General features: G+C 62.9%; 16 protein-coding genes and 1 pseudogene. 7 read left to right on the forward strand and 10 right to left on the reverse strand.

Annotated elements, in window-relative coordinates; translation table 11 throughout:
- Nucleotides 1-26 precede the first annotated feature (26 nt).
- A complete protein-coding gene (locus tag NKJ11_RS25525; protein ID WP_352613136.1) occupies nt 27-920 on the reverse strand; it encodes an NAD(P)/FAD-dependent oxidoreductase in 894 nt (297 codons plus the stop codon).
- A gap of 104 nt (nt 921-1024) precedes the next feature.
- On the opposite strand from NKJ11_RS25525, the gene NKJ11_RS25530 reads away from it, so the two are divergent.
- The gene (locus NKJ11_RS25530) at nt 1025-1696 is read left to right on the forward strand and encodes a TetR/AcrR family transcriptional regulator (protein WP_502895366.1); all 672 of its coding nucleotides are present in this window, start codon (nt 1025-1027) and stop codon (nt 1694-1696) included.
- 270 nt (nt 1697-1966) lie between these two features.
- On the opposite strand, the gene NKJ11_RS25535 is transcribed toward NKJ11_RS25530, so the two are convergent.
- The 3 genes from NKJ11_RS25535 to NKJ11_RS25545 all read right to left on the reverse strand — a co-directional run bounded on the left by NKJ11_RS25535 (nt 1967) and on the right by NKJ11_RS25545 (nt 4820).
- Nucleotides 1967-3724, reverse strand: a complete 1758-nt coding sequence (locus NKJ11_RS25535) for a SulP family inorganic anion transporter (protein WP_352613138.1) — start codon at nt 3722-3724, stop codon at nt 1967-1969.
- 69 nt (nt 3725-3793) lie between these two features.
- Nucleotides 3794-4072: a helix-turn-helix domain-containing protein gene (locus tag NKJ11_RS25540; protein WP_023813472.1), complete on the reverse strand. Its 279-nt coding sequence runs from the start codon at nt 4070-4072 to the stop codon at nt 3794-3796.
- Nucleotides 4073-4394: 322 nt separating this feature from the next.
- Nucleotides 4395-4820 carry a hypothetical protein gene (locus NKJ11_RS25545; protein ID WP_352794563.1) on the reverse strand — a complete coding sequence of 142 codons (426 nt, stop codon included), beginning with the start codon at nt 4818-4820 and terminating at the stop codon, nt 4395-4397.
- 92 nt (nt 4821-4912) lie between these two features.
- Between NKJ11_RS25545 and NKJ11_RS25550 the strand changes: the two are divergent.
- A pseudogene (locus NKJ11_RS25550) lies at nt 4913-5679 on the forward strand (IS5 family transposase).
- On the opposite strand, the gene NKJ11_RS25555 reads toward NKJ11_RS25550, so the two are convergent.
- Nucleotides 5676-6389, reverse strand: coding sequence for a phosphatase PAP2 family protein (locus tag NKJ11_RS25555; RefSeq protein ID WP_352613142.1), 714 nt, complete (start codon nt 6387-6389; stop codon nt 5676-5678). The pseudogene NKJ11_RS25550 and the gene NKJ11_RS25555 overlap by 4 nt on opposite strands.
- Before the next feature lie 14 nt (nt 6390-6403).
- Nucleotides 6404-6745 (reverse strand): hypothetical protein, encoded by a 342-nt coding sequence (locus NKJ11_RS25560; RefSeq protein ID WP_013528672.1) that lies wholly within the window; start codon nt 6743-6745, stop codon nt 6404-6406.
- Nucleotides 6746-6917: 172 nt separating this feature from the next.
- On the opposite strand from NKJ11_RS25560, the gene NKJ11_RS25565 reads away from it, so the two are divergent.
- Nucleotides 6918-8312 (forward strand): sensor histidine kinase, encoded by a 1395-nt coding sequence (locus tag NKJ11_RS25565; RefSeq protein WP_023813469.1) that lies wholly within the window; start codon nt 6918-6920, stop codon nt 8310-8312.
- Nucleotides 8309-8968, forward strand: coding sequence for a response regulator (locus NKJ11_RS25570; RefSeq protein ID WP_023813468.1), 660 nt, complete (start codon nt 8309-8311; stop codon nt 8966-8968). Before NKJ11_RS25565 ends, NKJ11_RS25570 begins: the two co-directional genes overlap by 4 nt.
- A 280-nt stretch (nt 8969-9248) precedes the next feature.
- Here the strand turns inward: NKJ11_RS25570 and NKJ11_RS25575 are convergent, their stop codons facing one another.
- Nucleotides 9249-9695, reverse strand: a complete 447-nt coding sequence (locus tag NKJ11_RS25575; protein ID WP_352628838.1) for a hypothetical protein — start codon at nt 9693-9695, stop codon at nt 9249-9251.
- Between the two features lie 544 nt (nt 9696-10239).
- On the opposite strand from NKJ11_RS25575, the gene NKJ11_RS25580 reads away from it, so the two are divergent.
- The gene (locus NKJ11_RS25580) at nt 10240-12243 is read left to right on the forward strand and encodes a PhoX family protein (RefSeq protein WP_352628836.1); all 2004 of its coding nucleotides are present in this window, start codon (nt 10240-10242) and stop codon (nt 12241-12243) included.
- A 225-nt stretch (nt 12244-12468) separates the two neighbouring features.
- Nucleotides 12469-12636 carry a hypothetical protein gene (locus NKJ11_RS25585; protein ID WP_352794565.1) on the forward strand — a complete coding sequence of 56 codons (168 nt, stop codon included), beginning with the start codon at nt 12469-12471 and terminating at the stop codon, nt 12634-12636.
- Between the two features lie 48 nt (nt 12637-12684).
- Here NKJ11_RS25585 and NKJ11_RS25590 read toward each other — a convergent pair whose 3' ends face one another.
- The gene (locus NKJ11_RS25590; RefSeq protein ID WP_352794566.1) at nt 12685-13875 is read right to left on the reverse strand and encodes a flavin-containing monooxygenase; all 1191 of its coding nucleotides are present in this window, start codon (nt 13873-13875) and stop codon (nt 12685-12687) included.
- A gap of 350 nt (nt 13876-14225) precedes the next feature.
- Between NKJ11_RS25590 and NKJ11_RS25595 the strand changes: the two genes are divergently transcribed.
- Nucleotides 14226-15263, forward strand: a complete 1038-nt coding sequence (locus tag NKJ11_RS25595) for a phosphatidylglycerol lysyltransferase domain-containing protein (RefSeq protein ID WP_127296923.1) — start codon at nt 14226-14228, stop codon at nt 15261-15263.
- A 153-nt stretch (nt 15264-15416) separates the two neighbouring features.
- Here the strand turns inward: NKJ11_RS25595 and NKJ11_RS25600 are convergent, their stop codons facing one another.
- Nucleotides 15417-16178: an ABC transporter permease gene (locus tag NKJ11_RS25600; RefSeq protein ID WP_128305642.1), complete on the reverse strand. Its 762-nt coding sequence runs from the start codon at nt 16176-16178 to the stop codon at nt 15417-15419.
- Nucleotides 16175-17101 (reverse strand): ABC transporter ATP-binding protein, encoded by a 927-nt coding sequence (locus tag NKJ11_RS25605; RefSeq protein ID WP_352628832.1) that lies wholly within the window; start codon nt 17099-17101, stop codon nt 16175-16177. Before NKJ11_RS25605 ends, NKJ11_RS25600 begins: the two co-directional genes overlap by 4 nt.
- Nucleotides 17102-17191 lie beyond the last annotated feature (90 nt).

Genomic DNA, 17191 nt, shown 5'->3' on the forward strand with positions numbered 1-17191 from the left:
CGGTGCGGAGAGGGGAATCTGTGTTCTCAAACCAGCATCGACTGCTGGGCGGAGATACCCGCCGTCGCGCCTTGCGATATTGCCGTGGTGACCGAGGCCATGGCCGGGTTCGCAAGATCGCCGGCAGCATAGATGCCGGCTGTGCTGGTTTCGCGGCGCTCATCGACCTTGATGGCGATGCCGAGGGGCGTATTGACCGTGGCGAGGCCCACTAATTCATGCAGGCTTGCGGACGGCTTGTTGCGCGGATGCGCGAACAGGATGTCGACCGCGGCATTGCGGCCGCTCTCGAGATTAACGGTGGTGATATGGCCCCGGTGATGGGCGATTTCGGCGATCCGGCCATCAACGATAGGTATGTTGCGGCGCGCCAGATCGGCTCGAACATCGGGTGAAATGTCGTGACCATCGGCGAAGACCGTCAATGTTTCGGTCCAGTCGTGGTACAGCCTGACATAATTGTGCGACGGCGGGCCGGACCAGACGAGGCCCCAATGCTGGTCGGCGACTTCAAAGCCATCGCAATAGGGGCAGGGCACAATGGATGTGCCCCAGCTTTCGGCAAAGCCCGGAACATCCGGCATCTGGTCGGCGACGCCATAACTCAGGATCAGGCGGCGCGCCCCAAGGCGTTCGCCATCGCCAGTGAGGACCGAGAAATCGTCGATGGTGCCGGAGATGCTGTCGGCCCGGCCATTGACCAGCCTGATCGTGGGATAACGCGCCAGTTGCTTCCGCGCTTCGGCCAGGATGTCCAGCGGTGGCTTGTGATCGTGGCCGAGCAGACCATGCGAGTGGCCGGCGAAGCGGTTGCGCGGCAGGCCGGTATCGAGAACGGTGACCTTGCGGCGGGCACGTCCGAGCTGCAGGGCGGCGGCGAGACCGGCAAAGCTGCCGCCGATGATGATGACGTCATCCATGGTGATGGGCTCCGTGTGTGGATGAGGGATGGCTTGGCCTGGCTTGCACATTTTTGACACTGCGTGGTCGTAATTCAAGAATTATGATACTGTCAAGGACTGGAATTGTCGTGACCGAAAACAGCCAGGGCCGGCGCGGCCGGCCCGCCAATGAGGCGCTTGGCCAAACGATAGTCGACGCCGCGTGCGAACTCTTTGAGGAATTGGGTTTTCATGCGACGACATTGGACAAGGTCGCCCAGAGAGCGAAGATATCCAAGCTCAGCATCTATCGGCACTTCGAGAACAAGGAGGCGCTGTTCAGCGCGGCCATCGCGGCCCGCTGCCATCAGTTTGCACCACAGGCCCTTTTTGAAGGCGTCGACGGTTCGGCCGAAGATCAGCTCATGGTGGTGGGATCATCCCTGCTTCGCACGCTGTTGAACCCGGACGTCCGCAGTGTCGAAGCCATGATCATGGCCGACAAGACGAATCAAAAGTCGTTAAGCAAGCTCCATTACGAAGCCGGCCCCGCCCATGTCATCGCCCAAATCGAGGCCCTGTTGCGTCAGTTGCACGCGAAGGCGGTTCTGAACGTGACCGATCCTCTCCGGTCCGCCCGCCTGTTTGCCGCGCTTATCAAAGGATCCGATCTCCTGATTATCGCACGCTTCGATGAGGCGAGAGCAGAGGACGACAACGAAATCGAATCCTATTGCCGGTCGGCCGTCGCCATGTTCATCGCCGCGCACGGTGGCACGACCACCCGGGCGGATAGCCCAGGAGTACTTGCATGATATTTGGGGCTCGCATTGACATCAACGCGACTATTATCGTTGGGCAGCGGGCTGACCGGCGGCGTAACCTGCTACCACCCCATTCGAGGCCTTAGTGCTGGCTTAGCAGACCGTCAGCTTTCGGGAAGCTGCAACGATAGTCTGAATGGCGGAAACGAGGGCGCAAAGCGGCCGTTCACGTCGCGCCGTGCGTGAGTCAACCCAGGGCCAAAACGTTTGCGTTCAACCGGCGGACACCTGTGTGGCCCGCCGACCGGCAAATCCCGATTTCTACTCTGCCTCCAGCTTCCCTTTCAGCTGCGCCCGCGCATCCTTGATCGAGGCGGCATAGGTCACCAGCGGGCGCTTGACGCCGTGGTTGATCAGCATACGCCGGATCTGCGGCGCGGCACCTGATATGATGAAGCGGACGCCGGCGCGTTTCGCCTTGTGGGCGGCGCCCTCGATGACGTTGGCCGCCGTCGAATCGAAGAACGGTACGGCCGAGCAATCGAGGATGAAGTTTTTGCGCTGGTCGGCGATGCGGTCGAGCACGGTGCCGACGGTCGACGCGGCGCCGAAGAAGAAAGCGCCGGAGATGCGGTAGACCACGGTGTCGGCGTCGGTAGCCTCGCTGGCATCGTAGGCGTTGGTGCTGTCGGCGACATCCTCCTGCACCAGCGGCTGATCGGCCTCGACGGCAATGGACTTGGCCATGCGGTCGATGAACAGGATCGACCCCAGCACGAAGCCGACGACGATGCCTTCGGTCAGGTCGCGGAAGATGACGAGCAGGAAGGTCGCCATCAGCACCAGCGCGTCGCCGCGCGACGTGCGCAGCAAGGTGGCGAAGGCCTGTTTCTCGAACATGTTCCAGCACACGACGGCCAGCACGCCGGCAAGGGCGGCGAGCGGGATGTAGCTGGCGAGCGGCGCCGCCACCAGCATCAAAGCGAGCAGGATGGCGGCGTGGACGATGCCCGAAACCGGTCCGTGGGCGCCGGCCCGCACATTGGTCGCCGTGCGGGCGATGGTGCCGGTGGCACAGATGCCGCCGAACAGGGCGGACGCGATGTTGGCGAAGCCTTGCGCCACCAGTTCGCAGTTGGAGCGATGCCGCCGGCCGGTCATTCCGTCGGCGACCACTGCCGACAGCAGCGATTCGATGGCGCCCAGCAAGGCGAAGGCAATGGCATCCGGCAGCACGTCAATCATCCTGTCCAGGCTGACCGGTGGCAGAGCGGGCATTTGCAGGCTGCGCGGGATACCGCCAAAGCGGGTGCCGATCGTCTCCGCCGGCAGCGCAAGAAGCGCCACGACCAGAGACGCCAGCCCGATGGCGATGAGCATTGCGGGCCATGTCGGCCGCCAGCGCTTCAGGCCGGCGATGGTGACGAGGGTCAACACCGCCACCAAGGTCGCCGCCGGGTTGATGGTGCCGGCCGCCTCGGCGACCGCCATCAACTTGGACACCAGCGGTCCGGGCTCCTTGCCGGCAAGCCTCAGCCCGAACAGTTCGACGATCTGCCCGGAAAAGATGATGACGGCGATGCCGGCGGTGAAGCCGACCGTCACCGGATAGGGAATGAACTTGATGTATGTCCCAAGACGAAGATAGCCGATGGCGAGCAGGAAGACCCCTGCCATCATCGTTGCCAAAAGCAGCCCATCGATGCCGACACGGGCAACCGTCGCTGCCACCAGGACGATGAAGGCGCCGGCCGGACCGCCGATCTGGAAGCGGCTGCCGCCGAGCGCCGAAATGATGAAGCCGCCGACGATCGAGGTGTAGAGGCCGCGCTCGGGAGCGACGCCCGATGCGATCGCGATCGCCATCGACAAGGGCAGCGCGACGATGGCGACCGTCAGCCCGGCAATGGCGTCCGCCTTGAAGTCGGCGAAGGTGTAGCCCTCGCGCCAGACCGTCACCAGCTTGGGCGTGAACAATTCGGAAAATGTCGGCTTTGCCGACCCGTGGGCCGACCCGTGGCCAAACCGGTGGGCCGACTTATGGACCGGTTGATGCACTGCCCGCTGCGTCTGATCCATGGACTGCCTTTCGCACCCTGAAAGGCGGCGGGATCGTCGGCAGGGCTGTCGGCGGTCGCCGTCGCGACTTTATGCCGGCTCAGCCTTGGGACCCCGCGGCACGGCAGGCTTGAGGCGCACGCCCCGGCCGCCGCGCTCGCTGGTCTGGTTCTCGCCGATCAGCTCCACCCCGGCCTCGTCGAGAGCCTGGATGACCTTCATCAGCGTGTCGACCACGCCCCTGACCACGCCATCGCTCGCCTCCATGCGCTGGATGGTCGGAAGCGAAACGCCGGCGCGCTCGGCGAGCGTCTTCTGATCGATGCCGGCCAGCGCCCTTGCGGCGCGCATCTGCGCGGCAGTGATCATCGGCCACAATCCCCGTCTGAGTCTGCAGGAGTAAGGTGTAATACCATCATAGTGATGTTTCAAGCATTAGTATGAACCTCTGAGACGTAATGGGGCGGGCGTGACCGATCATTTTCAGATACTTCCCGGGATTGCGCGCTAGGGTGTCCATCTGGGCAGGGGGTAACGCGGTTGAGCATCCTCAAGACCTTCATGACGTGGGCGGCCTTGCTGTCGGCCGGCTGCGGGCACGGGCTGATCAACCGGCTGATCTAGGACGTAAACTCATAAACGCGGAATTATGAGGATAGAAAAGCGGTCCTTTCAAAAGTGGCCGGTTGGGTCACGGTTTTGAAGCGTAAACCAGACCGAGGAGGCTCTTTCCGAACCGTTCATCCCATAGCCGACCCCAATCCGCGATAAGCCGCTCCTCTGGTGTGACTGCGCGTCTAAATTCTACTAACCTCGATATGCCGCCGTCTTCCGTCTCAACATCTGCATGGGTCATTTTCGGAGTTCCGTCAGAAAAGCGTAGATACATGTACGCAAAAACAATCAGGTGCCGCTTTCCCAATGACGCGACACGCTCGTCAATTGTCTTGACCGCAGACTGCACTGCATTGAAATCAGCAATCCTTACCGCTCGCTCAAGCCGAACGAAGTCCAGAAAAACCAACTGATTCGTGATCGTAATAAGCCCGTCGGGCGTCTTATCGACGCCATGGGAAATCAGTTTCTCCTTGACGAATCCATAGATCGAACCGGGCATTCACAGCGTTTACAATGTGAACCACTGCGTTCGCTAGGAGTCTTTTCGACTGGCGGCTTTCTTATTGCTGCTAAATCTGATTCAGGCTCGGCATGAGCCGATATGACCTGACCGACTTCGAATGGGGCGTGATCCAGCCGCATCTGCCCAACAAGGTGCGAGGCGTGCCGCGTGTAGACGACCGACGTGTAATGAATGGCATCTTCTGGGTTCTGCGCTCCGGTGCGCCGTGGCGCGACCTGCCCGAGCGGTACGGCCCACGAACCACCTGCTACAACCGCTTCGTGCGATGGCGGAAGGCGGGCGTGTGGGACCGGCTGATGGATGCCATCACCGCCGCGCACGACGGTGACATCCAGATGATCGACAGCACCTCTGTTCGCGCCCACCAGCAGGCCGCGACGGCAAAAAAGGGGGGCCAGATCACTGTCTCGGTCGATCGCGCGGCGGGCTCACGACGAAAATCCACGTCGTTGTCGATGCGCAAGGGCTCCCCATCCGGCTCGGCCTGACCGCCGGACAGGCGCATGACAGTCAGATCGCAGATCAACTGCTCAACCACCTCAGCCCGCGCACCATCGTGCTGGCCGACAAGGCCTACGATGCGGATCGCATCCGCTCCTTGATCGAGGAGCAGGGTGCAACGCCCAACATCCCGCCTAAAAGCAATCGGCGCTGGAAGCCGTGCTTCAGCAAACGGCTCTACCGCGAGCGCAATCTGATCGAGCGCTTCTTCTCCAAGCTGAAGCACTTCCGCCGCATCGCCACCCGCTACGACAAGCTCGCCGCCAACTTCCTCGCTATGGTCCAGCTCGCTTCAATGCGCCTGTGGCTGCGCGCTTATGAGTCTACGGCCTAGTCTCCAGTCTCGCCGTCCGGGTGCTGCCCACGCCATCGCTGCCACGCCCGGGCAGCGAGCCAGCAAAGCATCGCCCAGACGAAGCCCGCGCACCAGCCGGCAAGCACGTCCGATGGCCAGTGGACGCCAAGATAGATGCGGCTGATGCCAACCAGCAGCGTCGTCAGAACCGCCAGCGACAGCACATAGATCTTCGTCATTCGACCGGGCAGGAAGCGTGCCGCCAGCGCGCCGAGCGTCAGATAGGTCACCGCCGACAGCATGGCGTGGCCGCTCGGAAAAGACAGCGTCGTTTCGTTGACGAGATGCGAGACGAGTTCGGGGCGCGGCCGGTCGATGCCGGCTTTCAGCAGGCTCGACAATACCTGCCCCCCGGCCACCGCCACGAAGATGAAAAGGGCGGTCGCCGGCCTGCGGATAAGCAGGAGATACACGATGACCGCCGTCACGATCAGCACCAGCACGCTGCCGCTGCCGAGGCTGGTGATGTCGCGCATCGCCCCTTGCAGCCACAGCGGGCCGACCGGGCTGTCGGGGCGGCCCGCCTGGCGGAAGGCGAGCAGGATTTCGGTATCGAAGGCGTGCGGCGTGGTGGCGCGCGCCATCTCCATCAGCTCCTCGAATCCCCACAGGCCGGCGGCGATGACCAGGCCGGCCAGCAGCACCGGGAATTCAACCCGGTTGAGCAAAGCGTTCGCGGCGTTCTTCATCGGCAATTCGCCCGTTACAGCCGGCCTTGCAGATAGGGTCCGAGCGTGATCAGCGCCACCGCTGCGATCGCCAGCATGATCCCGGTCGCCTGCAGCGCATTGACGCGCTCGCCGAAGAAGACCAGTGCCACGACGTTCACCGAGACCAGCTGGATGACGGCGGAAAGGCTGAACGACACCGACATGCCGAATTCGCGGATCAGCCGCAGCATGATCAGATTGCCCAGCGAATAGAGTGCCAGCGTCAGCGCGATCTTGCCAAGGCTCGGCGCCAGGCCCCATTGCTTGGCGGCTGTCGCCGCCAGCAGGAAAATGACCGTCGAAAAGCCGAGCTGCAGCAATCCTGAAAAACTCAACGCTCCGTCCCCTCTCGAAGCGGCTCCCGCCGCGTGTGTCGCGGACGTTGTTTCCCAAGCGCGCCGGGACGTCAAGCGACCTCGACCAAACGAAGCTCTTGGCAATGGCAAGCCGGAAGCTCAAAGTACTACCATCGCCCAATCTGTCGGTTCGAAGGGCGGTCAGGGGCTCATGATTCGCAGTTTTCAAAACCTGGTGCGGCGCTGGAGCGAGCTTTCCCTTGCCCTGCAATTCGTCATTGCCGGCGGCTTTGGCCTGCTGGCTGTCATGTTGGTGGTCGGCACCTGGGTGACGGCGCAGATCCGGGACGGCGTCATCCGCAATTCGGCCGCCACGACGGCCCTTTATGTCGACAGCGTGATTGCGCCGCTGCTTCCCGACTTGCGCAAGGAGCAGGAGCTCAGCGAGTCCGTCAAGCAGGCGCTGGACGAGACGCTTGGCCAGGGCGCGCTTGGTAAGCGCCTCGAATCGTTCGTACTCTGGCGCCGCGACGGGACGGTTCTCTACGCCAAGGAGACGGCCCTGATCGGCCGCCGCTTCGGTCCGAGCGACAATCTGCGTTCCGCCTTCGAAGGCAACGTCGTCGCTGAATTCAATACATTCGATGATGATGAACGCGAGGAGAAGGCTACCCGCTTGCCCTTGCTGGAGATCTACAATCCCGTGCGCGAGCCCTGGTCGGGCGAGGTGGTGGCGGTCACCGAGTTCTATGAGATCGCCGACGATTTCCAGGCCACCCTGGCGTCCGCTCTGTGGTCGAGCTGGCTGATCGTGGCCGGCGCGACCCTGGCGGCATTCCTGCTCCTGTCGGGCATCGTCCTGCGCGGCAGCCGCACCATCGACGACCAGCGTGGGGCGCTGCGCCGCCAGGTGTCGGAGCTGCAGGGTCTGGTGGCGCAAAACAGTGCCTTGCGACTGCGCGTGCAACGGGCCTCTCGCCGCGCCACCGCGCTCAACGAAAGATATCTGCGCCGCATCGGCGCCGACCTCCATGACGGCCCGGCCCAACTCGTGGCCCTGGCGGCGCTGCGCATGGATAGTCCGATATTTTCCAGCGATGGCCATTCGGGCGTAAGCCGTTCGACCGAGGTCGCGATGATCCGCAAGACACTGGAGGATGCGATGCGCGAAATACGCGGCATCTGCACCGGCCTTGTCCTTCCGCAGATCGAGACGGCTGCCGCAAACGACATTCTGCGGCTGGCCGTCAAGGAACACGAGCAGAGGACGGGAACGTCGGTGACGCTGACGCTGGCCGGACAGTTGCCGGAACCCGGCGCTTCCGAGAAGATCAGCATCTATCGTTTCGTTCAGGAAGGGCTGAACAACGCCTATCGCCACGGGCTAGGCAAGGATCAGGCGGTGAGTGCCGGGATGAAAGGTGGCAGGCTTTTTGTCGAAGTGTCGGACGGCGGGCCGGGTTTCGATCCGGCGGCACGGGTCGAGGGCCTCGGGCTCGCCGGCCTCAGGGAGCGGGTCGAAAGCATTGGCGGACAGTTCGAAACCTTGACCGGGCCGCAAGGTACGCGTTTGGTAATCCGTCTGTCGGTCGAGGAGCAAGCATGACTGGTACCATCCGCATCGCCATTGTCGACGATCATCCCCTCTTTCGCGAAGGTGTGACGCGCAGCCTGTCGGAGATCGGGGGCTTCGAGATGGTTGGCGAGGGCGCCACGGCGCAGGATGCCGAACGCCTCGCCACGACGGTGCGGCCCGACATCTTGCTGCTCGATATCTCCATGCCTGGCGGCGGGCTGACCGCGGTCGCAAGCATCCTCGCCAGCCATCCCGCCCAGAAGATCGTCATGCTGACCGTTTCGGAGGCCAATGCCGATGTGACAAAGGCGCTGAACGCAGGGGTGAATGGCTATGTCCTCAAAGGCGTCGGGTCGCGCGGGCTCGCCGACATCCTGCGCAATGTTGCAGCCGGCGAAAGCTATCTGTCGCCGACGCTGTCGGCCCGGCTGCTTTCGGATCTCCAGTCCCAGCAGCCGACCGACGGCATTGCGGAACGGCTGCGGCAGCTCACCGATCGGCAGACGGAAATCCTGCGGCTGGTGGCGGAGGGGCTGAGCAACAAGGAAGTCGCCTTGCGGCTTGAGCTGCAGGAGAAGACCGTCAAGCATCACATGACCGGGGTGCTGTCGAAGCTCAATGTGCGAAACCGCACCGAAGCGGCCTTGATGATGCGTGAGTTGCGCGACCGCGACAGGCCTTCTTAGAGCATTTTACCGTTTCACGGAAACGGCGAGCTGCTCTAATTCTTTGTTTTGACGCGATTCTAGACGGAAAACCGCTTCACACTTTTCCTAGAATTGCTCCAGGCCAGGTACGGAGAAATGCGCAGCGGTTTCCCGTCCCGGATTGCGCAAAAGCACGTCGCGCCTCGGGACTGCAGCCATTGCGGTGCCGAAAACCGGGACGCTGGCCAAAAACGAGGTCACCTCCGCCGGGGGGCGGCGGAGGTGACGTGCAAAGCTGACCGTTGCCTGTTGGCCAGCTTCACAAGGCCTTGAGACGATTGGCATCGGCCGGGGTAGCCTGGCGGTCGATGATCGTGCGACCGAGCGCGTCCTTCATGCTGAAACGACCGTTCTCGAGCTTTTCCGTTATGCCGTCGGGGTGCCGGACCGTGATCTTGTTGCCGGTCACGTCGACCTTGTCACCGGTCTTTGCATTGACATGGCTCCCGCTCTTACCCTGATTGGATCCTGATTTGCCGCTGTTGCCATTCCCATTGCCGTTGCCGCTATTGCCGCTGTTCCCGCTATTGCCTCCGCCGGAATTGCCGCCGTTGCCGCCGCCACCTTTGCCGGCGTATGCGCTGGCGGTCTGGATGCCGGAAACGGAGCCGTCCAGGACAATTTGGTAGGGAGCAATCGTCAACGCCAGCGCCGCTGCCGATTTGAGCGCCAGCCGGCAACAACGGGTCGTGACCGATCTGTGCATTTTGATCTCCGACGACTGAGCCCGGCGCGCCCCACCCCAACGTTGCAGTGCAACAACATTGCCGAAAGACGCGGCGCCCGGAAGCGACCTCCGACCGTTGCGGTTGTCAACTAGGACCTTTGCAAGCGCAAGATTGGACTAAAGTCCCAAGCCTATGCTACATTAGCTTTGCATGAACGGCGCCGCCATCGCTAAACGGGAGACTCGCTTTCCCGACGCCTGACGACGGCAGACGCCGAACATCAAGTCACCTCCGCCGGGGGCGGCGGAGGTGACTTGTCGAGCCGGCTTTGTCCGTTGATCCGTTTGCAACGACTGACGCCATGGATGCGCGGCGAAACATGCCGCCGAAGGTCTCCTTCATCTCGAAAAGACGATTCCGGAGCAGTTCACGGCCTTCGGGAATGCTGAGCCAGCGCTGCGCGTAGTGCCTGTCGCCTCTGAAAGGCCTCCCGATGTCACGAAAATGTGACCCGGCGATTATAAGGGGGGTCAAACAGGTACCCCACGCTCCAGCCAACCCGACAGCCAGAGGCAAGCCACGATGACTGACCTTCGCTCCCCCGACACCCGATTCCGCACCAGCCTGCTTGAGGAAAACGACGGTCCGGCCATCAACGCCTCCGACAACCGCACCATGGGCGAGATCATCGCCGCGCGGTTCTCGCGCCGCGGCTTCCTCAAGGGCTCGCTGGCCGTCTCGGCCATCGCCGCCACCGTCAGCCCGCTGGCGCTGATCAGCGCCGACGAGGCCAGGGCAGCGGAAGGCTCTGCCTTCGCGTTCGACGAACTCGAGGCCGGCATCGACGACAAGCACCATGTCGCGTCGGGTTACGATGCCGATGTCCTGCTGCGCTGGGGCGATCCGTTGTTTGCCGATTCGCCCGACTTCGACCCCATGAAACAGTCGGCCGAGGCCCAGGCGAAACAGTTCGGCTACAACAATGACTATGTCGGCTACATCCCGATCGACGGCTCGGCCGAACATGGCCTGCTGGTGGTCAACCACGAATACACCAATCCGCATCTGATGTTCCCGGGCATCGTGAAGATCGTCGAAAAGGACGGCAAGAAGTCAGCAGAAATCGCACCCCTCTCGAAGGAGCAGGTCGATGTCGAGATGGCCGCCCATGGCGGCACCATCGTCGAGATCCGCAAGGACGGTGGCAAATGGCAGGTGGTGCGCGACGGCAAGCTCAACCGCCGCATCACCTCCAACACCGAAATGGCGCTGTCCGGCCCGGTTGCCGGCCATGACCGCGTCAAGACCAATGCCGATCCGTCCGGCACCAAGGTGTTCGGCACGTTCAACAATTGCGCCGGCGGCGTCACGCCCTGGGGCACCTATGTGATGGCCGAGGAGAACATCCATGGCTATTTTTCCGGCGAGCTGCCGGAAGGCCACAAGGAAGCCGCGAACTACAAGCGTCTCGGCATTCCCGAAGGCGCCTATGAATGGGCGGCGCATTACGAGCGTTTCGACCTCGCCAAGGAACCCAACGAAGCCAACCGCTTCGGCTGGATCGTCGAGGTCGATGTCAACGACCCGACCTCGACGCCGAGGAAGCGCACCGCCATGGGCCGCTTCAAGCATGAGGGCGCCGAATCGATCGTCGCCAAGGACGGCCGCGTCGTCTTCTATCTCGGTGACGACGAGCGCTTCGACTATGTCTACAAGTTCGTGACCAGGGCCGCGTTCAATCCGAACGATCGTGCCGCCAACAAGGACCTGCTCGACGATGGCACGCTGCATGTCGCCAAGTTCGCCGAAGACGGCACGGTCGAATGGCTGCCGATCGTCTTCGGCCAGGGGCCGCTGACGGCTGAAAACGGTTTTGCCAGCCAGGCCGACGTGCTGATCGAGACGCGCCGCGCCGCCGACCTGCTCGGCGCCACCAAGATGGACCGCCCGGAAGACGTCCAGCCCAATGGCGTCAACGGCAAGGTCTATGTCATGCTGACCAACAATTCGAAGCGCAAGGCCGACCAGGTCGACGCTGCCAACCCGCGCGCCGAAAACGCCTTCGGCCACATCATCGAAATCGCCGAGGACGGCGGCGATTTCACCGCCGCCAAGGGCAAGTGGGAAGTGCTGCTGAAATGCGGCGATCCGGCGGTCGCCGATGTCGGCGCCACCTTCTCGACAGCAACGACGGCCAATGGCTGGTTCGGCATGCCCGACAATTGCGCGGTCGATTCGGCCGGGCGTCTCTGGGTCGCGACCGACGGACAGGGGCCGAAAGCCACCGGCCGCACCGATGGCCTGTGGGCAGTGGACACCGAGGGGGCGGCGCGGGCGACCTCGAAACTGTTCTTCCGCGTGCCGATCGGCGCCGAGATGTGCGGTCCGCTGTTTGCGCCCGACGACCAGACCGCCTTCGTCGCCGTCCAGCATCCGGGCGACGGCGGAGAGGACTGGGAAGCGTTCGGGCGCCCCTCTTACTATGAGGACCTGTCGACGCGCTGGCCCGACTTCAAGCCCGACATGCCGGTGCGGCCGTCGGTGGTCGCCATCACCAGACAAGGCGGCGGCAAGATCGCGGTCTGATTGCCCACTCGCATGGGCAGCAGCGGAGCAGAATTTGCGCCGCTGCTGCGCCTTGAAGCCGCGGCATGTATCCCTTGGGCTGCGGAGCAGCTCCAGAGGTCTGCGCCGCGTCGCTTCGCTCCTTGCTCCGCCCCAGGATGACGAGGCGACGGGGGAAGTCGGTCAAGCCTCGGGAAAGATTGGCAATTTAAACGTGGCGCTCTAGGTCTTTATCAGGAGATCGCCATGTCGAAGTCTGTCTATGACCGTGGCTTGCTCAAGCCAGCCGATATCGCCAAGCTGCAGCGCGTGTTCGACGAGGCCTGCCGGCGGCGCGAGGCACATCCCGATTCCGCCGACGCGCGGGAAATCGCGCTTAACCTGCTCGCCCTGCACAATGCCGGCATGGTGTAAGAAGACATGCTGATGGAAGCCGTCGGTTTCCGGCGGCTGGAACCGAAATCAGCGTGATGCGCTGGATTGGTGCGGGGCCGACCTTGCAATTCGTTTGGCGATCGCCTTGGCCAGGATGCCGGCATTGGCGAAGCAGCCGCGAATGCTTGGCCGCATGCCGGTGAACCACAGACCGGGCAATTTTGGATCGGCTTGGCCACCGTTGAAGAGCGGAACGCCCTTGGCGTCGAGCACGCCGAGCTTGCCGACCATGGGCTCCAGCCCGGTGCGGTAGCCTGTCGCGGCAATGACGATGTCGGGATAGATCAGGCTGCCATTGGCCAGGATCACGCCATCGCGGGTGAATTCCCGTATGCCCGGCACGACGGTGATCTTGCCGGCCTTGATGGCGCCGACGGCGCCGTCATCGGCGGCGATCGCGGTATAGTCCGAGGTCAGGCGGCTGGCGCCGCCCGCAGGCGCGGCCGGCAGGCCGAATTTGGTCAGGTCGCCGAAAACCAGGCGCTGCGTTGCCGTCATCACCGCATCGGCGAGCCGCAACGGCAGGCGCGCCATGAACGGCGAAAGCCGGTGCACGGCGATCTTGGCAATCCGCTTGGGCAGCAAAGCGGGGCCGCTGCGGGCCGACAGCCAGATAGCGGCCGTGTCTATGCCGGCCAGATGATTGAGCGCATCGAAGCCCGAATTGCCGGCGCCGACGACCAGCACTCTTTGGCCCGCATAGGCTTGCGCGTCACCGAAATCCGCCGAATGGATGATGCGCCCGACGAAATCCTTCATGCCTTTCCATTCGGGGGTGAATGGCTGGCTGTCGCGGCCGGTGGCGATGACGACATTGCGGGCGAAGCGCAGTCCGGTGCTGGTGCGCAATGCCCAGTGATCGCCCTTGAAGGTGATCTCTTCGACCGCGACGCCAAATTGCACCGGCAGCCGGTTCTCCTTCTGGAAATCGTTCATGTGGCGGATGACGACCATCCTTTGCGGAAAGGCGGGCGTGCCAGGGGGAAAGGCGAGACCAGGCAGCGAAGAAAGATCGCGATGGGTGTTGAGATGCAATTGCTGGTGGCGCCGGTGCCAGGGCTCGGCCAGCCGGCTTTCCTTTTCCAGGATCGCCGTCGGCACGCCGGCGTTCATCAAGGCATGCGCGGCGGCCAGCCCGGCAGCACCGGCGCCGACGACGATTGCCGGCTCGACCATGGCCGGCAGATCCGCAACCGATCTGATTGTCGTATCCGTCATTCACTCGAATCCCATTGGACGTCCCGCCGCAAGGCTCGCAGGACGCTGTAACCGTTTGATCGCGCGCAGGATCCCTGCAGCAAACCGCGGCCGAATTTCGAGCGATGCGATTTAGAGCCACACGCCGGGCCGCGGTTGCGCTCTATATGGCATATGCGCGATATCAACGGTAATCAGGTCGCGGCAATGTGATTGATTCGAGGCCTTGGTGGCTGGCGGGTCTCGGTTATCCCCCACGCGCATGTCCGAAATCGAGTCCGATTTTCGAGTCATGCGCAGAATCAAAGTGTTACAGCACCTTGGCGCGTCCTGGACGGCCGGCGCTGTAGGCGGCACGCGGAATCTCGACCATGCCCTCCTTGCGGTTTTATTTCGACAAGATCCTTGAGGCTGCCGCGCCCGAGGTCGAGCGGCAGGCGCTGACCCATGTCGAACGCCTGGCACTGGTGCGCCGCTATGGCGACTTCTCGCTCGCCTATTCCACCGCCGTGCAAGGCAAGCTTTCCTATTTCGGCGACGCCGACGGCTACATCGCCTTCGGTACCAAGATGAAGCACCATTTCGCGCTCGGCGACCCGGTGGCGGCTCCGGCGCGTCGGGCCGATTACATCAAGCGCTTCGTCGAGACCGCCGGCAGCCCATGGTTCGTGCAGGTGGGCGAGGACACCGCACGCGTGCTGGCCGGCCTTGGCTACAAGGTCAATCGCCTCGGCATCGACACCCGCCTCGCCCTGCCCGAGCATGATTTTTCCGGGAAGCGCAACGAGACCGTGCGCTACTCCGAGCGCTGGCTGCTGAAGAAAGGCTTTTCGTTCGAAGAGGACAAGCGCACCATCTACCTCGACGAGATCGCCCGGCTTTCGGAAAACTGGCGCGGCGACCGCATCGTCAAGCGCTGGGAGATGGGCTTTCTCAACCGCCATTTCGCCGACCATCTCGGCACCGACATGCGCCGTTTCGTCCTGCACGGTCCCGATGGCGAACTGGTCGCTTTGCTCGACTTCGACCCGTTGTTTGCCGACGGCAAGGTCATCGGCTACACCACCGCCTTCAAGCGCAAGCATCTCGACGCTTCACCGCATGCCGAGGTCGGCCTGACCAAATTCGCCGTCGACCGTTTTCGCGAAGAGGGCATCTCGGTGGTCACGCTCGGCCTGTCGCCGCTCGTCGATGTGGGTCCGAGCGGATTTGCCGAAAGCGATTTCTGGCGCAATGCCTTCCAGCGCGCCTATTCTTCGCCCTGGGTCAACCGCCGCAGGTTCAACCTGCAGGGCCAGGCGGCCTTCAAGCGCCGCTTCCACGGCGTCGAAGAGCCGGTCTATATCGCCTTCCGCAAGGGAACGTATGTCGAGATGCTGGGGCTGCTGCGGCTGGTCAAGGCGATCTAGGTCTGCTGATATTCAGGTGATGCCGGCCTGCAAATGGCGGCTTCCTGCGCTTCCGGTGCTCACGTACGAAAAGTACGCTCCGCTCCGGTTCTCGGAATCCACCATTTTCGTCTCGGCCTGACCTGAATCTCAACAGACCTGTACTCTCGCCGCTCAATTCCTCAGCCGATAACCGGTCCTGAATATCCAGGCGACGATGCTTATGCAGACCAGCAGGAAGACGACCGTCATGCCGAGGCTGACGCCGACCGAAACGTCGGACTTGCCGTAGAAGCTCCAGCGGAAGCCGCTGATCAAATAGACGACCGGGTTGAACAGCGTCACCGTGCGCCAGATCTCGGGCAGCATGTTGATCGAATAGAAGCTGCCGCCGAGGAAGGTCAGCGGCGTGATGATCAACAGCGGCACCAGCTGCAGCTGCTCGAAACTCTTCGCCCAGATGCCGATGATGAAGCCGAACAGGCTGAAGGTCACCGCCGTCAGCACCAGGAAAGCGAGCATCCAGAACGGATGCAGGATGGTGAGCGGTACGAACAGCGAGGCGGTGGCCAGGATGATCAGGCCGAGGATGATCGACTTGGTCGCGGCGCCGCCGACATAGGCGATGACGATCTCCAGATAGGAGACCGGCGCCGACAGAAGCTCGTAGATCGAGCCGACGAATTTCGGGAAATAGATGGCAAAGGAGGCGTTGGAGATCGACTGCGTCAACAGCGACAGCATGATCAGACCCGGCACGATGAAGGCGCCGTAGCTGATGCCGTCGATCTCGGTGATGCGCGAGCCGATGGCCGAGCCGAAGACGACGAAATACAGCGATGTCGAGATGACCGGCGAGACGATGCTCTGCAGCACGGTGCGGAAAGCACGCGCCATTTCCATCCGGTAGATCGCCCATACTGCGCGAAGGTTCATGGCTCCCTCCTCACCAGATTGACGAAGATCTCCTCGAGCGAAGAGTTTTGCGTGTCGATATCGCGGAACTGGATGCCGCCGGCCTCGAGGTCGCGCATCAACGAGGCGACGCCGGGCCGCTCGGCCTGGTTGTCATAGGTGTAGGTCAGCTGCCCGCCATCCGGCGACAATTCCAGCGCATAGCGCGAGAACGCCTCGGGAATGGCCGTCAGCGGATTGCGCAGTTCCAGCACCAGCCGCTTGCGGCCGAGCTTGCGCATCAGTTCGGCCTTGTTCTCGACCAGGATGATCTCGCCGCGATTGATGACGCCGACGCGGTCGGCCATCGCCTCGGCTTCCTCGATATAGTGCGTGGTGAGGATGATGGTGACGCCGTCCTCGCGCAGCCGGCGCACCATCGCCCACATGTCCTGGCGCAGCTCGACGTCGACGCCGGCGGTCGGCTCGTCGAGGAATAGGATGCGCGGCTCATGCGACAGCGCCTTGGCGATCATCAGCCGGCGCTTCATGCCGCCCGACAAGGTGATCGCCTTGGCGTCCTTCTTGTCCCACAGCGACAGGTCGCGCAGCACCTTCTCGACAAAGCCGGGGTTGGCCGGCTTGCCGAACAGGCCACGGCTGTAATTGGCCGTCGCCCAGACGCTCTCGAAGGCGTCGATGGTCAGTTCCTGCGGCACCAGCCCGATCAGACCGCGCGCGGCGCGATAATCCTTGTTGATGTCGTGGCCGTCGACGGTGACCGTGCCCGACGAACGGTTGACGATGCCGCAGACGATCGAGATCAGCGTCGTCTTGCCGGCGCCATTGGGTCCAAGCAGCGCGAAGATCTCGCCGCGCTGAATGTCGAGATTGACTTCCTTGAGCGCGGTGAAACCGGTTGCGTAGGTCTTGGAGACCCCGGAAATGGACAGGATGGAAGGCATGGATGAAAACGGCTGCTTGAAAGAGGTCCCCTGATATAGGACGAATGTCGGTGCTTGCAACCGCAAGTCAATGCCCTGCTGACAGTTCTC

The organism is Mesorhizobium sp. M0243 (assembly GCF_040321775.1).
In the GTDB taxonomy this organism is placed as follows: domain Bacteria; phylum Pseudomonadota; class Alphaproteobacteria; order Rhizobiales; family Rhizobiaceae; genus Mesorhizobium.

Excerpts from the sequence above, each read along its gene's own strand:
- NKJ11_RS25525 (WP_352613136.1), bottom strand. The coding sequence starts at position 920 with ATGGATGACGTCATCATCATCGGCGGCAGCTTTGCCGGTCTCGCCGCC.
- NKJ11_RS25535 (WP_352613138.1), bottom strand. The coding sequence starts at position 3,724 with ATGGATCAGACGCAGCGGGCAGTGCATCAACCGGTCCATAAGTCGGCC.
- NKJ11_RS25540 (WP_023813472.1), bottom strand. The coding sequence starts at position 4,072 with ATGATCACTGCCGCGCAGATGCGCGCCGCAAGGGCGCTGGCCGGCATC.
- NKJ11_RS25545 (WP_352794563.1), bottom strand. The coding sequence starts at position 4,820 with ATGCCCGGTTCGATCTATGGATTCGTCAAGGAGAAACTGATTTCCCAT.
- NKJ11_RS25555 (WP_352613142.1), bottom strand. The coding sequence starts at position 6,389 with ATGAAGAACGCCGCGAACGCTTTGCTCAACCGGGTTGAATTCCCGGTG.
- NKJ11_RS25565 (WP_023813469.1), top strand. The coding sequence starts at position 6,918 with ATGATTCGCAGTTTTCAAAACCTGGTGCGGCGCTGGAGCGAGCTTTCC.
- NKJ11_RS25570 (WP_023813468.1), top strand. The coding sequence starts at position 8,309 with ATGACTGGTACCATCCGCATCGCCATTGTCGACGATCATCCCCTCTTT.
- NKJ11_RS25575 (WP_352628838.1), bottom strand. The coding sequence starts at position 9,695 with ATGCACAGATCGGTCACGACCCGTTGTTGCCGGCTGGCGCTCAAATCG.
- NKJ11_RS25580 (WP_352628836.1), top strand. The coding sequence starts at position 10,240 with ATGACTGACCTTCGCTCCCCCGACACCCGATTCCGCACCAGCCTGCTT.
- NKJ11_RS25585 (WP_352794565.1), top strand. The coding sequence starts at position 12,469 with ATGTCGAAGTCTGTCTATGACCGTGGCTTGCTCAAGCCAGCCGATATC.
- NKJ11_RS25590 (WP_352794566.1), bottom strand. The coding sequence starts at position 13,875 with ATGACGGATACGACAATCAGATCGGTTGCGGATCTGCCGGCCATGGTC.
- NKJ11_RS25595 (WP_127296923.1), top strand. The coding sequence starts at position 14,226 with ATGCCCTCCTTGCGGTTTTATTTCGACAAGATCCTTGAGGCTGCCGCG.
- NKJ11_RS25600 (WP_128305642.1), bottom strand. The coding sequence starts at position 16,178 with ATGAACCTTCGCGCAGTATGGGCGATCTACCGGATGGAAATGGCGCGT.
- NKJ11_RS25605 (WP_352628832.1), bottom strand. The coding sequence starts at position 17,101 with ATGCCTTCCATCCTGTCCATTTCCGGGGTCTCCAAGACCTACGCAACC.